Annotated in this window: 15 protein-coding genes; 8 read left to right on the forward strand and 7 right to left on the reverse strand. The window is 73.4% G+C overall.

All coding sequences use genetic code 11. The features are described from left to right. Positions 1-240: 240 nt before the first annotated feature. Together nudC and OG417_RS42285 are read right to left on the reverse strand one after the other, a co-directional pair. A complete protein-coding gene (nudC, locus tag OG417_RS42280) occupies positions 241-1,137 on the reverse strand; it encodes an NAD(+) diphosphatase (protein WP_329241455.1) in 897 nt (298 codons plus the stop codon). Continuing rightward, positions 1,134-2,522, reverse strand: a complete 1,389-nt coding sequence (locus OG417_RS42285; protein ID WP_329241458.1) for a dipeptidase — start codon at positions 2,520-2,522, stop codon at positions 1,134-1,136. The genes nudC and OG417_RS42285 overlap by 4 nt, the downstream gene beginning before the upstream one ends. Positions 2,523-2,568: 46 nt before the next feature. Here OG417_RS42285 and OG417_RS42290 point away from each other — a divergent pair, with 46 nt between their 5' ends. Further along, positions 2,569-2,838, forward strand: coding sequence for a DUF4031 domain-containing protein (locus OG417_RS42290; protein WP_329241460.1), 270 nt, complete (start codon positions 2,569-2,571; stop codon positions 2,836-2,838). Here the strand turns inward: OG417_RS42290 and OG417_RS42295 are convergent. Further along, positions 2,792-3,412 (reverse strand): HD domain-containing protein, encoded by a 621-nt coding sequence (locus OG417_RS42295; RefSeq protein WP_329241463.1) that lies wholly within the window; start codon positions 3,410-3,412, stop codon positions 2,792-2,794. The two genes, OG417_RS42290 and OG417_RS42295, sit on opposite strands and share 47 nt — an antisense overlap. Next, positions 3,412-4,203, reverse strand: a complete 792-nt coding sequence (locus OG417_RS42300; protein ID WP_329241467.1) for an ABC transporter ATP-binding protein — start codon at positions 4,201-4,203, stop codon at positions 3,412-3,414. The genes OG417_RS42295 and OG417_RS42300 overlap by 1 nt, the downstream gene beginning before the upstream one ends. A gap of 185 nt (positions 4,204-4,388) precedes the next feature. On the opposite strand from OG417_RS42300, the gene OG417_RS42305 reads away from it, so the two are divergent. Genes OG417_RS42305 through OG417_RS42320 form a run of 4 tightly spaced genes read left to right on the forward strand, consistent with a single transcriptional unit; the run spans position 4,389 to position 9,794 of the window. Beyond that, a complete protein-coding gene (locus OG417_RS42305) occupies positions 4,389-5,501 on the forward strand; it encodes a siderophore biosynthesis protein (protein WP_329241470.1) in 1,113 nt (370 codons plus the stop codon). Then, the gene (locus OG417_RS42310; RefSeq protein WP_329241472.1) at positions 5,498-7,054 is read left to right on the forward strand and encodes an IucA/IucC family protein; all 1,557 of its coding nucleotides are present in this window, start codon (positions 5,498-5,500) and stop codon (positions 7,052-7,054) included. The genes OG417_RS42305 and OG417_RS42310 overlap by 4 nt, the downstream gene beginning before the upstream one ends. Then, positions 7,051-8,682 carry an IucA/IucC family protein gene (locus tag OG417_RS42315; protein WP_329241475.1) on the forward strand — a complete coding sequence of 544 codons (1,632 nt, stop codon included), beginning with the start codon at positions 7,051-7,053 and terminating at the stop codon, positions 8,680-8,682. Before OG417_RS42310 ends, OG417_RS42315 begins: the two co-directional genes overlap by 4 nt. Then, positions 8,682-9,794: an alanine racemase gene (locus tag OG417_RS42320; RefSeq protein ID WP_329241478.1), complete on the forward strand. Its 1,113-nt coding sequence runs from the start codon at positions 8,682-8,684 to the stop codon at positions 9,792-9,794. The genes OG417_RS42315 and OG417_RS42320 overlap by 1 nt, the downstream gene beginning before the upstream one ends. Here OG417_RS42320 and OG417_RS42325 read toward each other — a convergent pair. The 3 genes from OG417_RS42325 to OG417_RS42335 are packed head-to-tail and all read right to left on the reverse strand — an operon-like array spanning position 9,791 to position 12,749. Continuing rightward, positions 9,791-10,825: an alpha/beta hydrolase gene (locus OG417_RS42325; RefSeq protein WP_329241480.1), complete on the reverse strand. Its 1,035-nt coding sequence runs from the start codon at positions 10,823-10,825 to the stop codon at positions 9,791-9,793. The two genes, OG417_RS42320 and OG417_RS42325, sit on opposite strands and share 4 nt — an antisense overlap. Positions 10,826-10,857: 32 nt before the next feature. Further along, the gene (locus OG417_RS42330; RefSeq protein WP_329241482.1) at positions 10,858-11,841 is read right to left on the reverse strand and encodes a zinc-binding dehydrogenase; all 984 of its coding nucleotides are present in this window, start codon (positions 11,839-11,841) and stop codon (positions 10,858-10,860) included. Positions 11,842-11,846: 5 nt separating this feature from the next. After that, on the reverse strand, positions 11,847-12,749 hold the full coding sequence (locus tag OG417_RS42335; RefSeq protein ID WP_329241486.1) for a haloalkane dehalogenase: 903 nt from the start codon (positions 12,747-12,749) through the stop codon (positions 11,847-11,849). Positions 12,750-12,799: 50 nt separating this feature from the next. Here OG417_RS42335 and OG417_RS42340 point away from each other — a divergent pair, with 50 nt between their 5' ends. From OG417_RS42340 to OG417_RS42350, 3 genes are all read left to right on the forward strand, one after another. After that, positions 12,800-13,297, forward strand: a complete 498-nt coding sequence (locus OG417_RS42340) for a MarR family winged helix-turn-helix transcriptional regulator (protein WP_329241490.1) — start codon at positions 12,800-12,802, stop codon at positions 13,295-13,297. 32 nt (positions 13,298-13,329) lie between these two features. Then, positions 13,330-13,518, forward strand: a complete 189-nt coding sequence (locus OG417_RS42345; protein ID WP_329241493.1) for a hypothetical protein — start codon at positions 13,330-13,332, stop codon at positions 13,516-13,518. Between the two features lie 83 nt (positions 13,519-13,601). Further along, a complete protein-coding gene (locus tag OG417_RS42350; protein WP_329241496.1) occupies positions 13,602-14,447 on the forward strand; it encodes an endo alpha-1,4 polygalactosaminidase in 846 nt (281 codons plus the stop codon). Positions 14,448-14,535: the final 88 nt, after the last annotated feature.

Raw genomic sequence — 14,535 nt, forward strand, 5'->3', positions numbered from 1 at the left:
GCGTCCAGGTCCGCCGGCCACGCGCCGACGTGCTTCCCGAGCTCGACCTTCGTTCCCCGTCCGGTCGCCTGCTCCCCTACTGAGCGACCGGCCCCCGGTCGAACCCCTGCGCCCCCAACCCGACCGGCCGCCCCCGGGCCGAACGGACCGCCGTACGGTCTGGCGACGTTGGCCCCCGTCGACCAGGCCGTACGGCCGGATCCCCCTCCCCCACCCCACGCGGCGGCGGCGGGTTGCCCCTCACCACTCACCGGGCAACTCGCCGCCGTACCAGCGTTCGATGAGCTGCCGGGCGATCGAGATCCGGCCGGGCAGCCCCAGCTCCCCCGACTCCGTGGCGGCCCGCAGCTCCTCCCGGGTGAACCAGCGGGCGCTCTTGATCTCCTCGCCGTCCACGCGCAGGTCCTGACCGTCGTACGCGCGGGCGAAGAACCCCAGCATGAGGCTGCGCGGCAGGGGCCACGGCTGGCTGCCGAGGTAACGGCAGTCGTGCACGGCCACCCCCACCTCCTCACGGACCTCACGGGCCACGGCCTGCTCCAGCGACTCACCCGGCTCCACGAACCCGGCCAGGATCGACATCCGTCGCGCCGGCCACTTGTGGCTGCTGGCCAGCAGCATCCGCTCGTCGTCGTGGACCAGCATGATCACTGCCGGGTCCGTACGGGGGAAGTGCTCCGAGCCGTCCACCGTGCAGACCCGGATGTGGCCCGCGGACGCCGGCGTGGTGACGGCGCCGCAGCGCGGGCAGTGCGTGTGGGTCTCGTGCCAGTTCTGCAGCGCGACGGCCTGGGTGAGCAGGCCGGCGTCGCGGTCGTCGAGCCGCGCGCCGACCGCGCGCAGGCCCGCCGGCTCGGTGCCCTCGATCGCGGGCAGCGGGGCCGACACCGCGAAGTAGGCGGTCTCCTCGCCGTCGACGCCCAGCAGGTAGCGCTCGCCCTCGGGCGCCTGCTCCGGCGGGACGAACACCAGCGCCGGCTCGGGCCGTACGAGCGCCTTGCCCCCCTCGACCACGATGACCCGCGTGCGGGGATTCGCCCAGGTCTCCGCGAGCCAGGCGTCGTCACGACGGCGCTCGCCGACGCGGTCGAGCGCCCCGCGGGAGAGCGCCAGCCATCCCAGCGTGCTCTCGATCATGAGACGAACTCGTGCCAGAGGTAGGCGGCGGCTTCGGCGCCCTTGAGCAGCAGCGGCTTGTCCACCTTCTCGTTGGGCGCGTGGATGCGGTCCTCGTCCAGCCCGACCGCGATGAACACCAGCGGTGCCTCCAGGACGTCGGCGAGGTCGGCCTCGGGGCCGCTGCCGCCCTCGCGGGTGAACAGCACCTCGGTGCCGAACGCGCGCTCCATCGCCCGCCGGGCCGCCCGTACGCCCGCGGAGTCGATCGGCGAGAAGCACGGGCGCACGCCGCCGCTGGGGAACCTCACGCGCGCCTCCACCCCGGGCGGGGTGTGCTCCTCGACATAGGCGGCGAACGCCTCCTGCACCGCCTTTGGGTCCTGGCCCGCGACCAGCCGGAACGACAGCTTGGCGTGCGCCTCGCGCGGCACGATCGTCTTGCCGCCCGGACCGGTGTGGCCGCCCCACATGCCGTTGATCTCGGCGGTGGGCCGCGCCCAGACCCGCTCCAGCGTGGTGAAGCCCTCCTCGCCGAAGGCCGCCCGGCTCTCGCCGGCCGTCTCCAGCCACGCGGCCTCGTCGAACGGCAGCCGCGCGAACAGCTCCCGCTCCTCGTCCGTGAGCTCCACGACGCCGTCGTAGAAGCCCTTGAGCGTGACGCGGTTCCGCTCGTCGTGCAGGCCCGCGAGCAGCGACGTCATCGCGTGCAGCGGGTTGGGCACCGCCCCGCCGAACGAGCCGGAGTGCAGGTCGGAGGACGGCCCGTACAGCGAGACCTCCGCCTCGGTTAGGCCCCGCATGCCGGTGCACAGGGACGGCACGTCGGCGGCCCACATGGTCGTGTCGCTGATCACGACGGCGTCGCAGGCCAGCCGGTCGCGGCGGTCGCGCAGGAGCTGGGCGAAGTGCGGCGAGCCGGACTCCTCCTCGCCCTCGACCAGCATCTTGATCGTGACCGGGGGCGCGGTGGCGCCGCTCGCGGCGAGGTTCGCCTTCAGCCCGAGCGTGTGGAAGAGCACCTGCCCCTTGTCGTCGGACGCACCGCGGCCGACGATCCGGTCGCCTCGCTCGACCGGCTCGAACGGCGCGGTCTCCCACTCGGCGAGCGGCTCTACCGGCTGCACGTCGTGGTGGCCGTAGACGACGACGGTCGGCGCGGCGGGATCGGCCGCGGGCCACTCGGCGAACACCGCCGGCAGGCCGGGGGCGTCCTGTGTGCCGGTCTCCCAGATCTCCACGACGGGGAACCCGGTCTCGCGCAGATGCGCTTCGAGCCATTCCGCGGAGCGCCGCACGTCACCGCGGCGGGCGGGGTCACCGGAGATCGACGGGATCGCGAGCCATTCCTTCAGCGTGGTGAAGAAACCGCTCGCGTTGGCCTCGATGTATTCGCGTACGTCCATTGAACCGCTTCCTCGCAGGTGCGACGTCTTCTGGCACTCTAATGCCGTGACCGTCTTCATCGACCGCCCCCTGTGGCCCGCCCGCGGACGGTTGTGGTCCCACATGGTCAGCGACACGTCGTTCGCGGAGTTGCACGACTTCGCCGCGCGGCTCGGCATGCCGCCCCGCGCCTTCGAACGCGACCACTACGACGTGCCCGCCGACCTGTACGAACCCGCACTTCGGCTGGGCGCGGAGCCGATCGGGTCGCAGGAGCTCGTGGCGCGCCTCATCCGGGCGGGACTGCGCCGCCGGAAGCACTCCCCAGGAGCATGAGCTCGGTCTCGACGTTGTGCCGTGCGGCGGCCTCCCAGCGCTCACGCGCGGGCGCCGTACGGTACAGCGCGGGCAGGGCGAGCAGGCCGCGCAGGATCTCCGCGCGGCCGGCGCGGAAGGCCTCGTCCGGCACCGCGGCGTACTCCTCGCGGACGGCGGCGGCGTAGTCCGCGTAGCGGTCCGGAGGCGCGGCGAGCACGGCCAGGTCGGCGTCGCACAGCACGGCGCCGTCGCGGTCGCCCTCCGCCGGGTCATGGGTCGCGGTCAGCCGTACGAGGCGGGCCACCTCGGCGACCGCCGCGGCGGGCAGGTCGGTGTCGGCGAGCATCCGCTCGGCCAGCACGGCGCTGCGCTCCTCGTTGTCGGCGCGCGTCGGGTCGTAGACCGCGTCGTGGAACCAGGCCGCGAGGCGCACCGTGCCGGCGTCGGCGGCCTCACCGGCCAGCTCGTCGACGTGGTCGAGCACCTCGGCGAGGTGCCGGGTGGTGTGGTAGCGGCGGTGCGGCTCGGCGTAGCGGCGCAGCAGCTCGGCGCCCAACGGCTCCGGGCCCGGCCAGCGCGGCAGCAGGTCCATCAGGAGGCGCGGGCGGTCCAGCGTCCGCCGGCCCGCTCGATGGTGATGGGGTGGTCGAAGCAGGCGCTGATCAGCTCGGTCGTCAGGACACCGTCGGCCGCTCCGGAGGCGAGCACCCGGCCCTGCCGGAGCAGGATCGCGTGGGTGGTGCTGGCCGGGAGCTCTTCGAGATGGTGGGTGACGAGCACGCTGGTCAGCGACGGCTGGGCGCGCCGAAGGCCGTCGATCGAACTCAGCAGCCGCTCGCGCGCCGCGACGTCGAGCCCGGTGGCGGGCTCGTCGAGCAGGAGCAACCGGGGTCGCGGCATGAGGGCGCGGGCGATGAGCGTGCGGCCGCGCTCCCCGTGGGACAGCGTCGGCCAGCGGGCCTCACGGCGGGGCGCCAGCCCGAGCAGTTCGATGAGCTCCTCCGCGCGATCGAGCTGCTCCGGCTCGGGCTTCCAGTGCGGCACCAGCTCGATGCTGCCGGTCAGCCCGGTGAGGACGATCTCGTGGACGGTGCGGGCGGACCGCAGCGGATGGTTGGGGTTGACATGCCCGATCAGGGCGCGCAGCTCGCGTACGTCCACCCGGCCGAGGCGGCGGCCCAGCACGTCCACCCATCCGCTCGTCGGATGCTGGTACGCGCCGAGCAGGCTGAGCAGCGTGGACTTGCCCGCGCCGTTGGCGCCGAGCAGGGCCCAGTGCTCGCCCTCGCGCATGGTCAGGGAGACGTCGTCGAGCAGGGCCCGACGGTCGCGCACGAACCGGACGTCCCCGGTCTGCAGCACGGTCGGCTTCGAAGCGTTCATCGCCTGGCAGGCTATCCAAGCGCCGGTCGGGCGAGAGCCGCCGGGCACCGGTGAACCGAGTGCCGCGGCGCCCGCGAGACACGCGCGGCGTTCGTGTTGCGCCGGACCGTGAGCGCGCGTCACTATGGTCACCCTGAGCTTAGGTAAGCCTTACCTCACTCCAGCTTCGACGAACCGGGGGACCCGTGCGGCTCTACATCGTGGCCGGCAAGCAGACCGACTCGGTGACGCACGGGTTCCTCCCGGCCGCCGCCGCGCTCGGCCTGGACGTCACGCTGCTGACCGACCGCGAGTGGCCGGCGGAGACCCTCCGCTGCGACGTCACGGACTTCCGGTCGATCGTCACCGCCGTCAGCCGCGCCGGCGAGCCCGCGGCGATCTTCTCCAACAGCGACCACCTGCAGACGCCGGCGGCGCTGGCCGCGGAGTTCTTCGGCCTGCCGGCCAAGGACTGGCGCGCCACCCTGCGCGCCAAGAACAAGGCGCTCATGCGCCGCGCGCTCGGCGGGGTGTACGCCGTCGAGCTGTGGCCCGGGGAGGAGCCGCCCGGCGACACGCCCTACCCGCTCGTGGTCAAGCCGCGCGAGGGCGTGGCCAGCGAGGACGTCTTCCTCGTCGGCGATCCGGACGAGCTGAAGGCCCGTTGTGCCGAGATCTGGGCCCGCCGGCCCGAGGCGCTCGTCGCCGAGGAGTACCTCCCCGGCGCGCTGCACACGCTGGAAACGCTGAACGGCCAGGTCCTCGGCGGGTTCCGCACGACGCTGTCGCCCCCGCCACACTTCGTCGAGGAGCGTCTCGACTGGACGGCGCCGCCCTGTGCCGGCGAGGTCCTGGCCGCTCTGCGCACGCTGGGAGTCGGCCTCGGCGCCTGCCACACCGAGTACGTCGTGCACGAGGGCCGCGCCCGCGTCGTCGAGGTCAACTACCGGATCATCGGCGACCACTGCGACTTCCTGCTCGGCGAGCTGCTCGGCGTGCCGATCTTCGAATTAGTGCTCCGCGCCCACCTCGGCGAGCCGGTTCCGCCCGTACCGGCCGCCACCGGGCACGCCGCGGTCGACTCGGTGATCGCGGACCGGCCCGGCACCCTGGCCTCCGCGCCGGAGCGCCAGGAGCACGCGGCCCACGGCGTACGGCTCGCCTACTGGCCGGTCCGCGCGCCCGGCGACCCGATCGAGCCGACCCGCACCAACCGCGACTACCTCGGCATGATCCGCGCGATCGGCCCCGACGCCGCCGCGGTCGACGCGGCGATCCGCGCGTTCCGTGAGCGGAACACCTGGGAGATCGTCCCTTGACCGGCGAGACCGTCGCGCCCGCGCGGTCCCGCGAACGCGAGGTCTACCTCGCCACTCGCGTGCTCGACGCCCTCCTGCGCGAGGACTACGGCCGGCTGTCGCGACACGTCGCGGACGGGCGGCTGACACTGCCGGGCGGCCGCGCCGTCGCGCTGACGGGCGAGCGCGACGGGACGGGCCGCCACCCCGGTTTCCTGGCCGAACGCGTGGTCGACGACGACGCGCTCACCCTCGACGAGGTGCTCGCGGCCACCCGCGCGCTCGCCGACCCCCGCGACGACGTCGCCGCGTTCGAGCGCGAGTGCCGTGAGGCGCTGCGCGCGCTCCGCCTGTACGACGCGGTACGGCCGCGCCCCGGCGGCGTGACCCGCTACGAGGCGCTCGCCTCCACCGTCGACCACCCGGTCTATCCGACCGCACGGTGCCGCCTGGGCCTCGAAGAGCGCGACCTGCTCGCCTACGCGCCGGAGTTCGGCCCGTCGTTCCGGCTCTGCTGGACCGCCGTGCCGCGGTCCACCTGCCAGGGCGTGCGCCCGGACTGGTGGCCCACGGGCGCCGACCTGGGCCTGCCGGACGGGACCGACGTGTTCCCCGTGCACCCGCTGACGGCCCGGCTGCTGCCGACCGTCACCGGCCCCGCGGTGACCGTACGGCCCACGCTGTCCATGCGGACGGTGGCCGTCGGTCCGCGCGAGCAGCTCAAGCTGCCGCTGCCGACGAGCACGCTCGGCCTGCGCAACCGCCGCGTGATCATGCCGGGCACGCTCTCCGACGGCGCGCTGGTCGAGCGCCTGCTCCGCGCCGTCGTCGAGCGCGAGGACGCACCCGTCCTCCTGGCCGACGAGCAGACCTACGGGCACGCCGACGACCCGCTCCTCGGTTACCTGCTGCGCCGGATGCCGGCCGACGGCGTGCCGGTCGCGGCCCTGCTCGCCCGCACTCCGGAGGGCCCTTACGTCATCGAGGAGCTGGCCGAGGACGTGGCCGCCTTCTTCGGCGACTACCTGGAGGCGCTGTTCCGCTGGAACGTCCCGCTGCTGACGCGGTACGGCATCGCGCTCGAGGCGCACCAGCAGAACGTCTCGATCGTCCCCGGGCCGCCGATACGCCTGATGATCAAGGACAACGACGGGGCGCTCATCGACCTGCGGCGCCTCGGCGACGCGCTCGGCGAGGCGCCCGGCCCCGGGGAGTTCGCCGACCAGCGGCTGCCGACCGCCGATCCGGAGGCCCTGGCCAAGGTCTTCGTCACGATCACCGTGCACCTGTGCGCGGGCGCCATCGCCTTCGGCCTCGCCGAACGCGGCCTGCTGCCCATCGCCACGGGCCTGGAGCTGATCCGCGACCGCCTCGACGCGGCGCTCACCGCGCACGACCACACCGGGTTCCTGCGCGCCCGGACCCTCGACGCCGACCGCCTGCCCGGCAAGGCCATGGTCACCGCCGGCACGCTCGTCGGCAAGGACCGTACCGGCGCCGAGGACATCAACAAGCACTACGGCCCCTCCGGGCCGAACTATTTGAAGAACTATCCGAAGAGGTCCGCGTCTTGACGTCGCTCGCCCACGCCGTTCCCGGCCGGCCGGTGCCGGCCTCGCCGTCCCCGCGCGCCGACGCCGGTGAGATCACCGCGCTCGCCCTGCTCAACTGCGCGGTGCGCGAGCTGTGCGCGCCGGAACGCCAGATCTGGCCGGCCCACCCGTACCTCGTCGTGCGGCTGCCCCGCGTCGGCGCGATGCTGCGGGCGCGGCTGCTGCGTCCGCCGGTGATGACCCCGCGTCTCGCCGCGCCGGTCGAAGAGCTGCGCGACGGCTGGGTCCCGCTCGGCTGGCGGCGGCTCGCCGAGCTGGTCGCCGGGGAGCTGGAGCTGACGACCGGTGAGGCCAACCCGGAGTTCGCCGAGCAGGTCGCGGCGAGCCACGACGCCGTCGAGACGATGATCGGCGAAGGCCGGCCGCGGGAGACCGACCCGTACCTCGACTCGGAGCAGGCCCTGATCGCCGGGCACCGCTTCCATCCCTCGCCCAAGGCGCGGCAGGGCGCGGACTGGCCGTCCTACGCCCCCGAGACCGGCCGCCGCTTCCCGCTGCGCTGGCTCGCGGTGCGCGAGGACGCGGTCGCCGAGGAGGGCGACGTCACGCTGCTGGACCGGCTCGGCCCGCCGGTGCGCGCCGGCTACCGCGTGCTGCCCGCGCACCCCTGGCAGCTCGCGCTGCTCGCCCCCGCCTCGGACGCGATCATCGACCTGGGCCCGTACGGCCCGGAGGCCGCGCCGACCTCCTCGGTGCGCACGGTGTACGTGCCCGACGCATTCTTGAAGTTCAGCCTCGACGTGCGCATCACCAACTGCGTGCGCAAGAACGCCTGGTACGAACTGCCCGGCGCGGTGGCGCTGACCCGCGCGCTGCGGCCGGTGTTCGACGGGCTGGCGGCCGGGCTGCTCGGCGAGCCGGGCTACCGTACGGTCGCGGTCGGCGACCCGCGGCTGCACGAGGGGCTCGGCGTCATCGTCCGCGAGGGCGTCCGGGGCTTCGCGGGCACGCCGCTGCTCGCCGCCGCCATCGCCGACCCGTACGCCCGCAGCGGCGCCGCCGTCGCCCGGCTGCTCGGCGGCTCCTCCCCCGAGCACCTGCTGGCCTGGTGGGACGCCTACGTCCGCCACGTCGCCCCGCCGGTGCTGCGCGCCTACCTCGACCACGGCGTCGTCCTCGAACCCCACCTGCAGAACGTTCTGGTCGCCGTGGACGACGACGGCATGCCCGTGCAGGCGATCTTCCGCGACCTGGAGGGCACCAAGCTGCTGCCCGGACCGTGGGCGTCGTTTCTCGGCGCGCTGCCCGGCCCGGTGGCGCGCGCGATGACCTACGAGCCGGAGCGCGGCTGGGACCGCGTGGTGTACTGCCTGTTCGTCAACCATCTCGCCGAGGTCGCCGCGGCCGTCGCGGACCTGTGCCCGGCGCTGGAGCGCGAGCTGTGGCGGCTGGCCCGCCACCACGTCGTCCGGTGCGCCGAGGACGCGCCGGCCGTGCCCGGCGGCGCTGCCCGGCTGCGCGCCCTGCTCGCGGGCGTGCCCCTGCCCGCCAAGGCCAACCTGCGCACGCGCTGGGCCCGCGACGCCGACCGCGCCGCGCCCTACGTCGCCGTGTCCAACCCCCTCGCCGACCTCGCCGTGAGCCCGTGATGATCCCCGACGCCGTGCGGGAACGGGCGCTGTCGGCCGAGCCGCCCGCCTACGTCTACGACCTCGCCGGCCTGGCCGCGCACGCCGCCGCGATCCGCGCGGCGGTCCCCGCGGAGCTGTACTACGCGGCCAAGGCCAACCCCGACGCGCGGATCCTGACGGCGCTCGCCCCGCACGTCGACGGGGTGGAGGTCTCCTCGGGCGGCGAACTGGCCCACGTGCGCGCGGTGCTGCCGGAGGCCCGGCTGGCGTTCGGCGGGCCGGGCAAGACCGAGGCGGAGCTGGCGGCGGCGACCGCCGGGCCCTCGCCCGTGCACCGGGTCCACGTCGAGTCGCCGCTGGAGCTGCGGCGCCTGGCCGCGCTGCGCCGCGAGGCGGACGTGCTGCTGCGGGTCAACCTGCCCCTCGCGGCGGCCGGGGCGTCGCTGCGGATGAGCGGGCCGTTCGGCATGGACGCCGAGGCGCTCGGGCGCTGCCTGGACCTGCTGGCCGAGGCGCCCTGGCTGCGGCTGCGCGGCATGCACGCCCATCTGGCGTCGGGCCTGGAGGCCGAGCCGCTGCTGGAGGTGGCGGCCCACGTGCTCGGCTGGGCGCGGTCGTGGCTGGAGAGCCCGGCCGAGGTCAACGTCGGCGGCGGCATGGCCGTCGACTACCGGGATCCCGGACGCCGGTTCGACTGGGCGGCGTACGGGTCGGGGCTGGCCGCGCTGCGGCGGCCCGGTGAGGTCCTGCGCATCGAGCCGGGCCGCGCGGTCACGGCCTACTGCGGCTGGTACGTCACCGACGTGCTGGACGTCAAGCGCACCCACGGAGCGTCGTACGCCGTGCTGCGCGGCGGCACCCACCACCTGCGCACGCCGGCGGCCAAGGGGCACGACCAGCCGTTCACCGTGCTGCCCGTGGGCGACGGCGAGAGCGTGGGCGGCCCGGTGACGCTCGTGGGCCAGCTGTGCACGCCCAAGGACGTCTTCGCCCGCGACGTGGCCGTGGAACGCATCGCGGTCGGCGACGTCGTGGCCTTCGCGATGGCCGGGGCGTACGCCTGGAACATCTCCCACCACGACTTCCTGATGCACCCCAAGCCGTCGGTCCACTACGTCGGGCCCGGCTAGCCGAGGACGCGGTCGATCCAGGCGATGATGCCGCGGTAGGCCAGAGCGGCGTTGCGGTGCAGGTTGATCGCGTGCCCGGCGCGGGGGATGACGACCGCGTCCACGTGAGTGCGCGGGTAGAAGGGTTGCTCGGCCGCGGCGAGGGTCGCCGCCGAGGAGCAGTCAGTGGCGTCGGGCGCGCAGGCGAGTTCGTCATCGGCGCCGTCCGCGATCAGGATCGGCAGTTCGAGCTTCGCGGTCACGCCTGGCACGTCGGCGTCGCCGATGGTCGAGAGCTCCGCCAGGGTGTTGGTCTCTTTGGTGGCGATGTCGAGCGTGATGACCTGCGGGTCCGCGTCGCTCGGTTCGTACATGAACTCGGGGCGTTGTGCGTCCTGCACGGTGACGTATCCCTCATCGCCGGGTGGTACCTCCGCGGCCAGTCGCGGCACCTGGCCGACCGGCTGGCCGAGCTGCGCCAGGAGCCGCTCGGCCCTGGCCGAGATCCTGTGTGCGTCGCCGGTCAGGACCAGTGCGTCCACATCGCGATAGACCGAGGCCTCGAGTTGGGCGATCTTCGAGCCGTACGAGTGGCCGACGAGAGTCACCGTGCCGAAGGCACGCCCGGCGATCGTGCCGCGGCGCAGTGCGGCGACGACCTGGTGGATCGTGTACGCGTTGGACTCCATGGTCGCCTCGGCGCTGGACGGGTGGGAGCTGTGGCCGACGCCGATGCGGTCGAGGTTGAAGGTCGCGTAGCCGGCGTGGTTCGCCTGGCGGACATATGAGTAGTGACGGGACCGGAGCGGGAAGTCCCAGTACAGGTGGCCGTAGTTCAGGCCGGGTACCAGCACCTGCACTGTCGTGGCCGGCCGGTGGCCGGGGGTGCATAGCCGACCCCAGATCCGGTAACGATCGGGCTGCCCCTGGGCGATCGACACGGGCACGGTGACGTCCTGGCAGTGTGCGGACGGCTCGGCGGCGACGGCCATGGCGGGGGTGGTGGTCAGCAGGCCGGTCGCGGCGGCCGCGCAAAGGATGCGGTGGAGCATGGTGTTCCTCCCTGGTCGGGGGTAGGACGCGGTCACGGTCGCAGGACCGTCTTTCCTGTGGTGGCGCGGGATTGCAGGGCAAGGTGCGCATCGGCGGCGCCCGCCAGGGGGAACCGCCGGCCGATCACTGGGACGAGTCGCTTGTCGGTCACCGCCTGCAAGGCGCTCCGCTCCAGCGCTCGTGTGCCGTCCGGGCGCTGGAGGATCCGGGCACCGACGGCGGAGGCGACGCTGATGCCTCGGCCGAACAGGTCACCGGCCGACAGCTCGGTCAGGGAGCCTGAGGATGAACCGAACATCACCAGGCGTCCGGCCACTCCGAGCAGCTCCAGCGCGCTCCGGCCGATCTCGCCACCGACCCCGTCGAGGGCGAGCGTCACGCTCCTGCCGGCCAGCGCCTCGCGTACCGCGTCGGGCCAGCCGGGTCGGGTGTAGTCGATGGCGTGGTCCGCGCCGATCCGGTCGACGAGCGCGACCTTGTCGGGGCCACCCGCGACGCCGACGACCGTGGCGTCGATGCTGTGCGTCGCCTGGACCAGCAGGGTTCCGACTCCCCCGGCAGCGGCGGTGACCAGGACGACATCGCCGGCGGTCGGCGCGGCGAGTTCGAGAATCGCCATGGTGGTCCGGCCGGTGCCGACCATGGCCACGGCGGAGTCGGCGTCGAGGTCGTCGGGAATGAGGTGGACGTTCGCCGAAGGTGCCGGCGCGAGTTCGGCGTACCCGCCGCCGGCCGCGCCGAGGTCGGCGACAGCGCGTCGACCGAGGAGGTCCGGGTCGACGTCGGCGCCGACCTCATCGATGACTCCGGCGACCTCCCGACCCGGGGTCATGGGCAGGCTGGGCGCGACCCGCGGCCCGCCTCTTCCCTGGCGAATCATCGTGTCCAGCAGGTGGACGCCGGCCGACTCGACCCGGATTCGTACCTCGTCAGCAGCAGGGTGGGGGTCGGGCATCTCCTCCTCCAGGCGGAGTTCCTCCGGGCCACCGAACGCGTATTGCCGGATCGCTCGCATCGCGTTCAGCCCTCGCCGTCGATGAGCAGGCCGTGCTTGTCCAGCCAGGCGACGAGCGACGCGGCGATGGCCTCAGGCTGATCCTCGGGGGTGTGATGGCCGGCGAGCCCGTGCGCCGCCGTCTCCAGGCTCGACACGTGGGCGGCGCACCAGTCGATGATCTCCGAGCCCATCATCGTGCCCGGGCCGGGTTCGAAAGTGAGCAGGAGCTTGGGCACGTCCGCGCTGCTCGTCAACCACTCGTCGTAGGCCGCGATCCTGGCGACGACATCGGCCGGTTCCCCATCCAGTGGCATCGCCCGCGGCCATTGCAGCAACGGCACACGGCTCTCCGGCGTCGGGTACGGCCGGCGATAGACGTCGATGTCCTCCTCGCTCAGCCCGCGGGCGATGGTGTTCCGCAACGCCTGCTCGATGGACGTGTTCTGATCCAGCACCATGGCCTCGCCCACGCCGGGCGTCCGCACCGATTCGAACAGCGGACGGGCGCCGGCGGGAAATTCCTCCCACGACATCGGTTTCACGATCGTCTCGGTGAACGCGATGCCCCGTACCCGTCCGGGATGGCGGGCCGCCCAGTCGAAGGCGAGGGCTCCGCCCCAGTCATGGCCGATCAACACGACCTGGTCGAGCCCAAGTGCGTCGAACCATGCGTCGAGGTACCGCGCATGATCGTCGAAGGTGTAGGCGATGTCGGGCTTTCCCGAGTCGCCCATGCCGATGAGGTCGGGCGCCAGGCACCGGCCGGACTGGCCGACGGCCGGCAGGATGTGCCGCCACAGGTACGACGATGTGGGGTTGCCGTGCAGGAAGATCATCGGCACTCCACCCGTGCCGACCTCCCGGTAGAAGATCGTGGAGTGCAGGACATGTGCGGTGGGCATGGCAGGCCTCTCTGGAGATGACATACTAGACAGGTTCCTGACCACATTACCGAACTAGACAGGTGGCTGTCTATATGCACGGAGACTCTTCCGCCAGGCGACTGCGATTCGCCCTTCTCCTGCGCCTGCTCCACCGTGAGTACGCCCTCGGCATCGAGACGTCCCTTGCCGAGGCGGGCTTCGGCGACATCCGGTCCGGGGACGCGAAGGTGTTCCCTTTCGTCCCACCGGAGGGAATCCAGGTCCGTGACCTCGCCATCCGCGCCGGCGTACGCAAACAGACCATGGCGCAGACCGTCGACCAGCTTGAGCGAGCCGGCTATCTGGAACGCCGCCCGAACCCACGGGACGGCCGGTCCCGGCTGATCGTGCTCACCGAACGGGGAAGGGCGGTACAGCCGCTCGCGGCCGGCGCAGGAGACCGGATCGAGGAGCGGTGGGCCGAACTGACCAGTCCCGAGGAGTTCGAGACTCTCCGCGCCCTCCTGCACCGCCTGCTGGACCGGATCGGCCAGGCGGACCCCGATGCGGCCGATCGCCTGACGTCGATCGACGAGAGCCGACTCGACTGACTCTCGCGGCGGTCGCCGTGCCCCACGGCCGGATGGACGGCTCAAGCATCACCCGGCTGGGCGCCGCGCCGGCCGACACGCTGGGCGGACGCCTGAAGCATGAGGAGGACGAGGCACTGCCATCGGTCGAGGCGACCGCGACGCCGCAGCAGTGGCGGTACTTCGGCGAGGTTCACGCCGGCCGGACCGGTCCCGACGCGCCCCGGCTACCCCCTGGCTGACGGCGCGGACGAGCAGACCGCCGGAGGTCTTCGTGTCCCGCCGTACGGTACGGTCCGCGGATGGCCGTCTTCCGGAGTCGTACGTGCGTCCGCGTCGTGTCGCGCTGGTGACCGGCGCGGCGGTGATCGTCGTTGCCGCGGTGGTCGCCGTCGTCCTCGTACGGACCTCCTCGTCGACGACCGGCGACGCGAAGCCGTCCCGACCCGTACGGGTCACGCCGCCGCCGGCCTCAGCGGCGTTCGACTACCAGATCGGCGGGCCGTACCCGCCCGCGCCCGGGGTACGGGTCGTCTCCCGCGACCGCTCCGCCGCACCGCTCGCCGGCCACTACAACGTCTGCTACGTCAACGCCTTCCAGGCCCAGCCGGATGAGCTGGCCTGGTGGCGGCGGGCCCACCCGGACCTGCTGCTGCGAAAGGCCGACGGCGCGCCGGTGATCGACCAGGACTGGAACGAGGCGCTCCTGGACGTCTCGACGCCCGACCGGCGGGCCGCGGCCGCGGCGATCGTGGGCGCCTGGATCGACGGCTGCGCGCGCCGGGGCTTCCAGGCGGTGGAGCCGGACAACCTCGACTCCTACGAGCGGTCCGGCGGACGGCTGACCCCAGGCGACAACGTCGCGTTCGCCGCCCTCCTGGCCCGCCGCGCCCACGCCGACGGCCTGGCCATCGGGCAGAAGAACACCGCCGGGCTGCTGTCCCGCCGCCAGAGCATCGGCTTCGACTTCGCCGTCGCCGAGGAGTGCGGCCGCTACGACGAGTGCGACCGCTACGCGTCGGCGTACCCGGGCCGCGTCTTCGACATCGAGTACCGCGAGCGCGACCTGAAGGCGGCCTGCCGCGACCGCGACGGCCGGCTGTCGGTCGTCCTGCGCGACCGCGACGTCAGTCCGCCGGGCGATCCGTCGCACCGCTTCGCGACCTGCTGACCCCGTTCCGGCCGGGGATCGCGGGGGCGGCGACCCGGGCGGCTCCAGGTGCTGTCGGATCCGGTCGGCCATCTCGTCCGTCGGGCGT

Origin of the sequence: Actinoallomurus sp. NBC_01490 (genome assembly GCF_036227085.1) — a bacterium.
GTDB lineage: Bacteria > Actinomycetota > Actinomycetes > Streptosporangiales > Streptosporangiaceae > Actinoallomurus > Actinoallomurus oryzae.

What these genes read in the sequence shown, in the direction of transcription:
- nudC (WP_329241455.1), bottom strand. Translation starts at nt 1,137, where the DNA reads ATGATCGAGAGCACGCTGGGATGGCTGGCGCTCTCCCGCGGGGCGCTC.
- OG417_RS42285 (WP_329241458.1), bottom strand. Translation starts at nt 2,522, where the DNA reads ATGGACGTACGCGAATACATCGAGGCCAACGCGAGCGGTTTCTTCACC.
- OG417_RS42295 (WP_329241463.1), bottom strand. Translation starts at nt 3,412, where the DNA reads ATGGACCTGCTGCCGCGCTGGCCGGGCCCGGAGCCGTTGGGCGCCGAG.
- OG417_RS42300 (WP_329241467.1), bottom strand. Translation starts at nt 4,203, where the DNA reads ATGAACGCTTCGAAGCCGACCGTGCTGCAGACCGGGGACGTCCGGTTC.
- OG417_RS42320 (WP_329241478.1), top strand. Translation starts at nt 8,682, where the DNA reads ATGATCCCCGACGCCGTGCGGGAACGGGCGCTGTCGGCCGAGCCGCCC.
- OG417_RS42325 (WP_329241480.1), bottom strand. Translation starts at nt 10,825, where the DNA reads ATGCTCCACCGCATCCTTTGCGCGGCCGCCGCGACCGGCCTGCTGACC.
- OG417_RS42330 (WP_329241482.1), bottom strand. Translation starts at nt 11,841, where the DNA reads ATGCGAGCGATCCGGCAATACGCGTTCGGTGGCCCGGAGGAACTCCGC.
- OG417_RS42335 (WP_329241486.1), bottom strand. Translation starts at nt 12,749, where the DNA reads ATGTCATCTCCAGAGAGGCCTGCCATGCCCACCGCACATGTCCTGCAC.
- OG417_RS42340 (WP_329241490.1), top strand. Translation starts at nt 12,800, where the DNA reads ATGCACGGAGACTCTTCCGCCAGGCGACTGCGATTCGCCCTTCTCCTG.
- OG417_RS42345 (WP_329241493.1), top strand. Translation starts at nt 13,330, where the DNA reads ATGGACGGCTCAAGCATCACCCGGCTGGGCGCCGCGCCGGCCGACACG.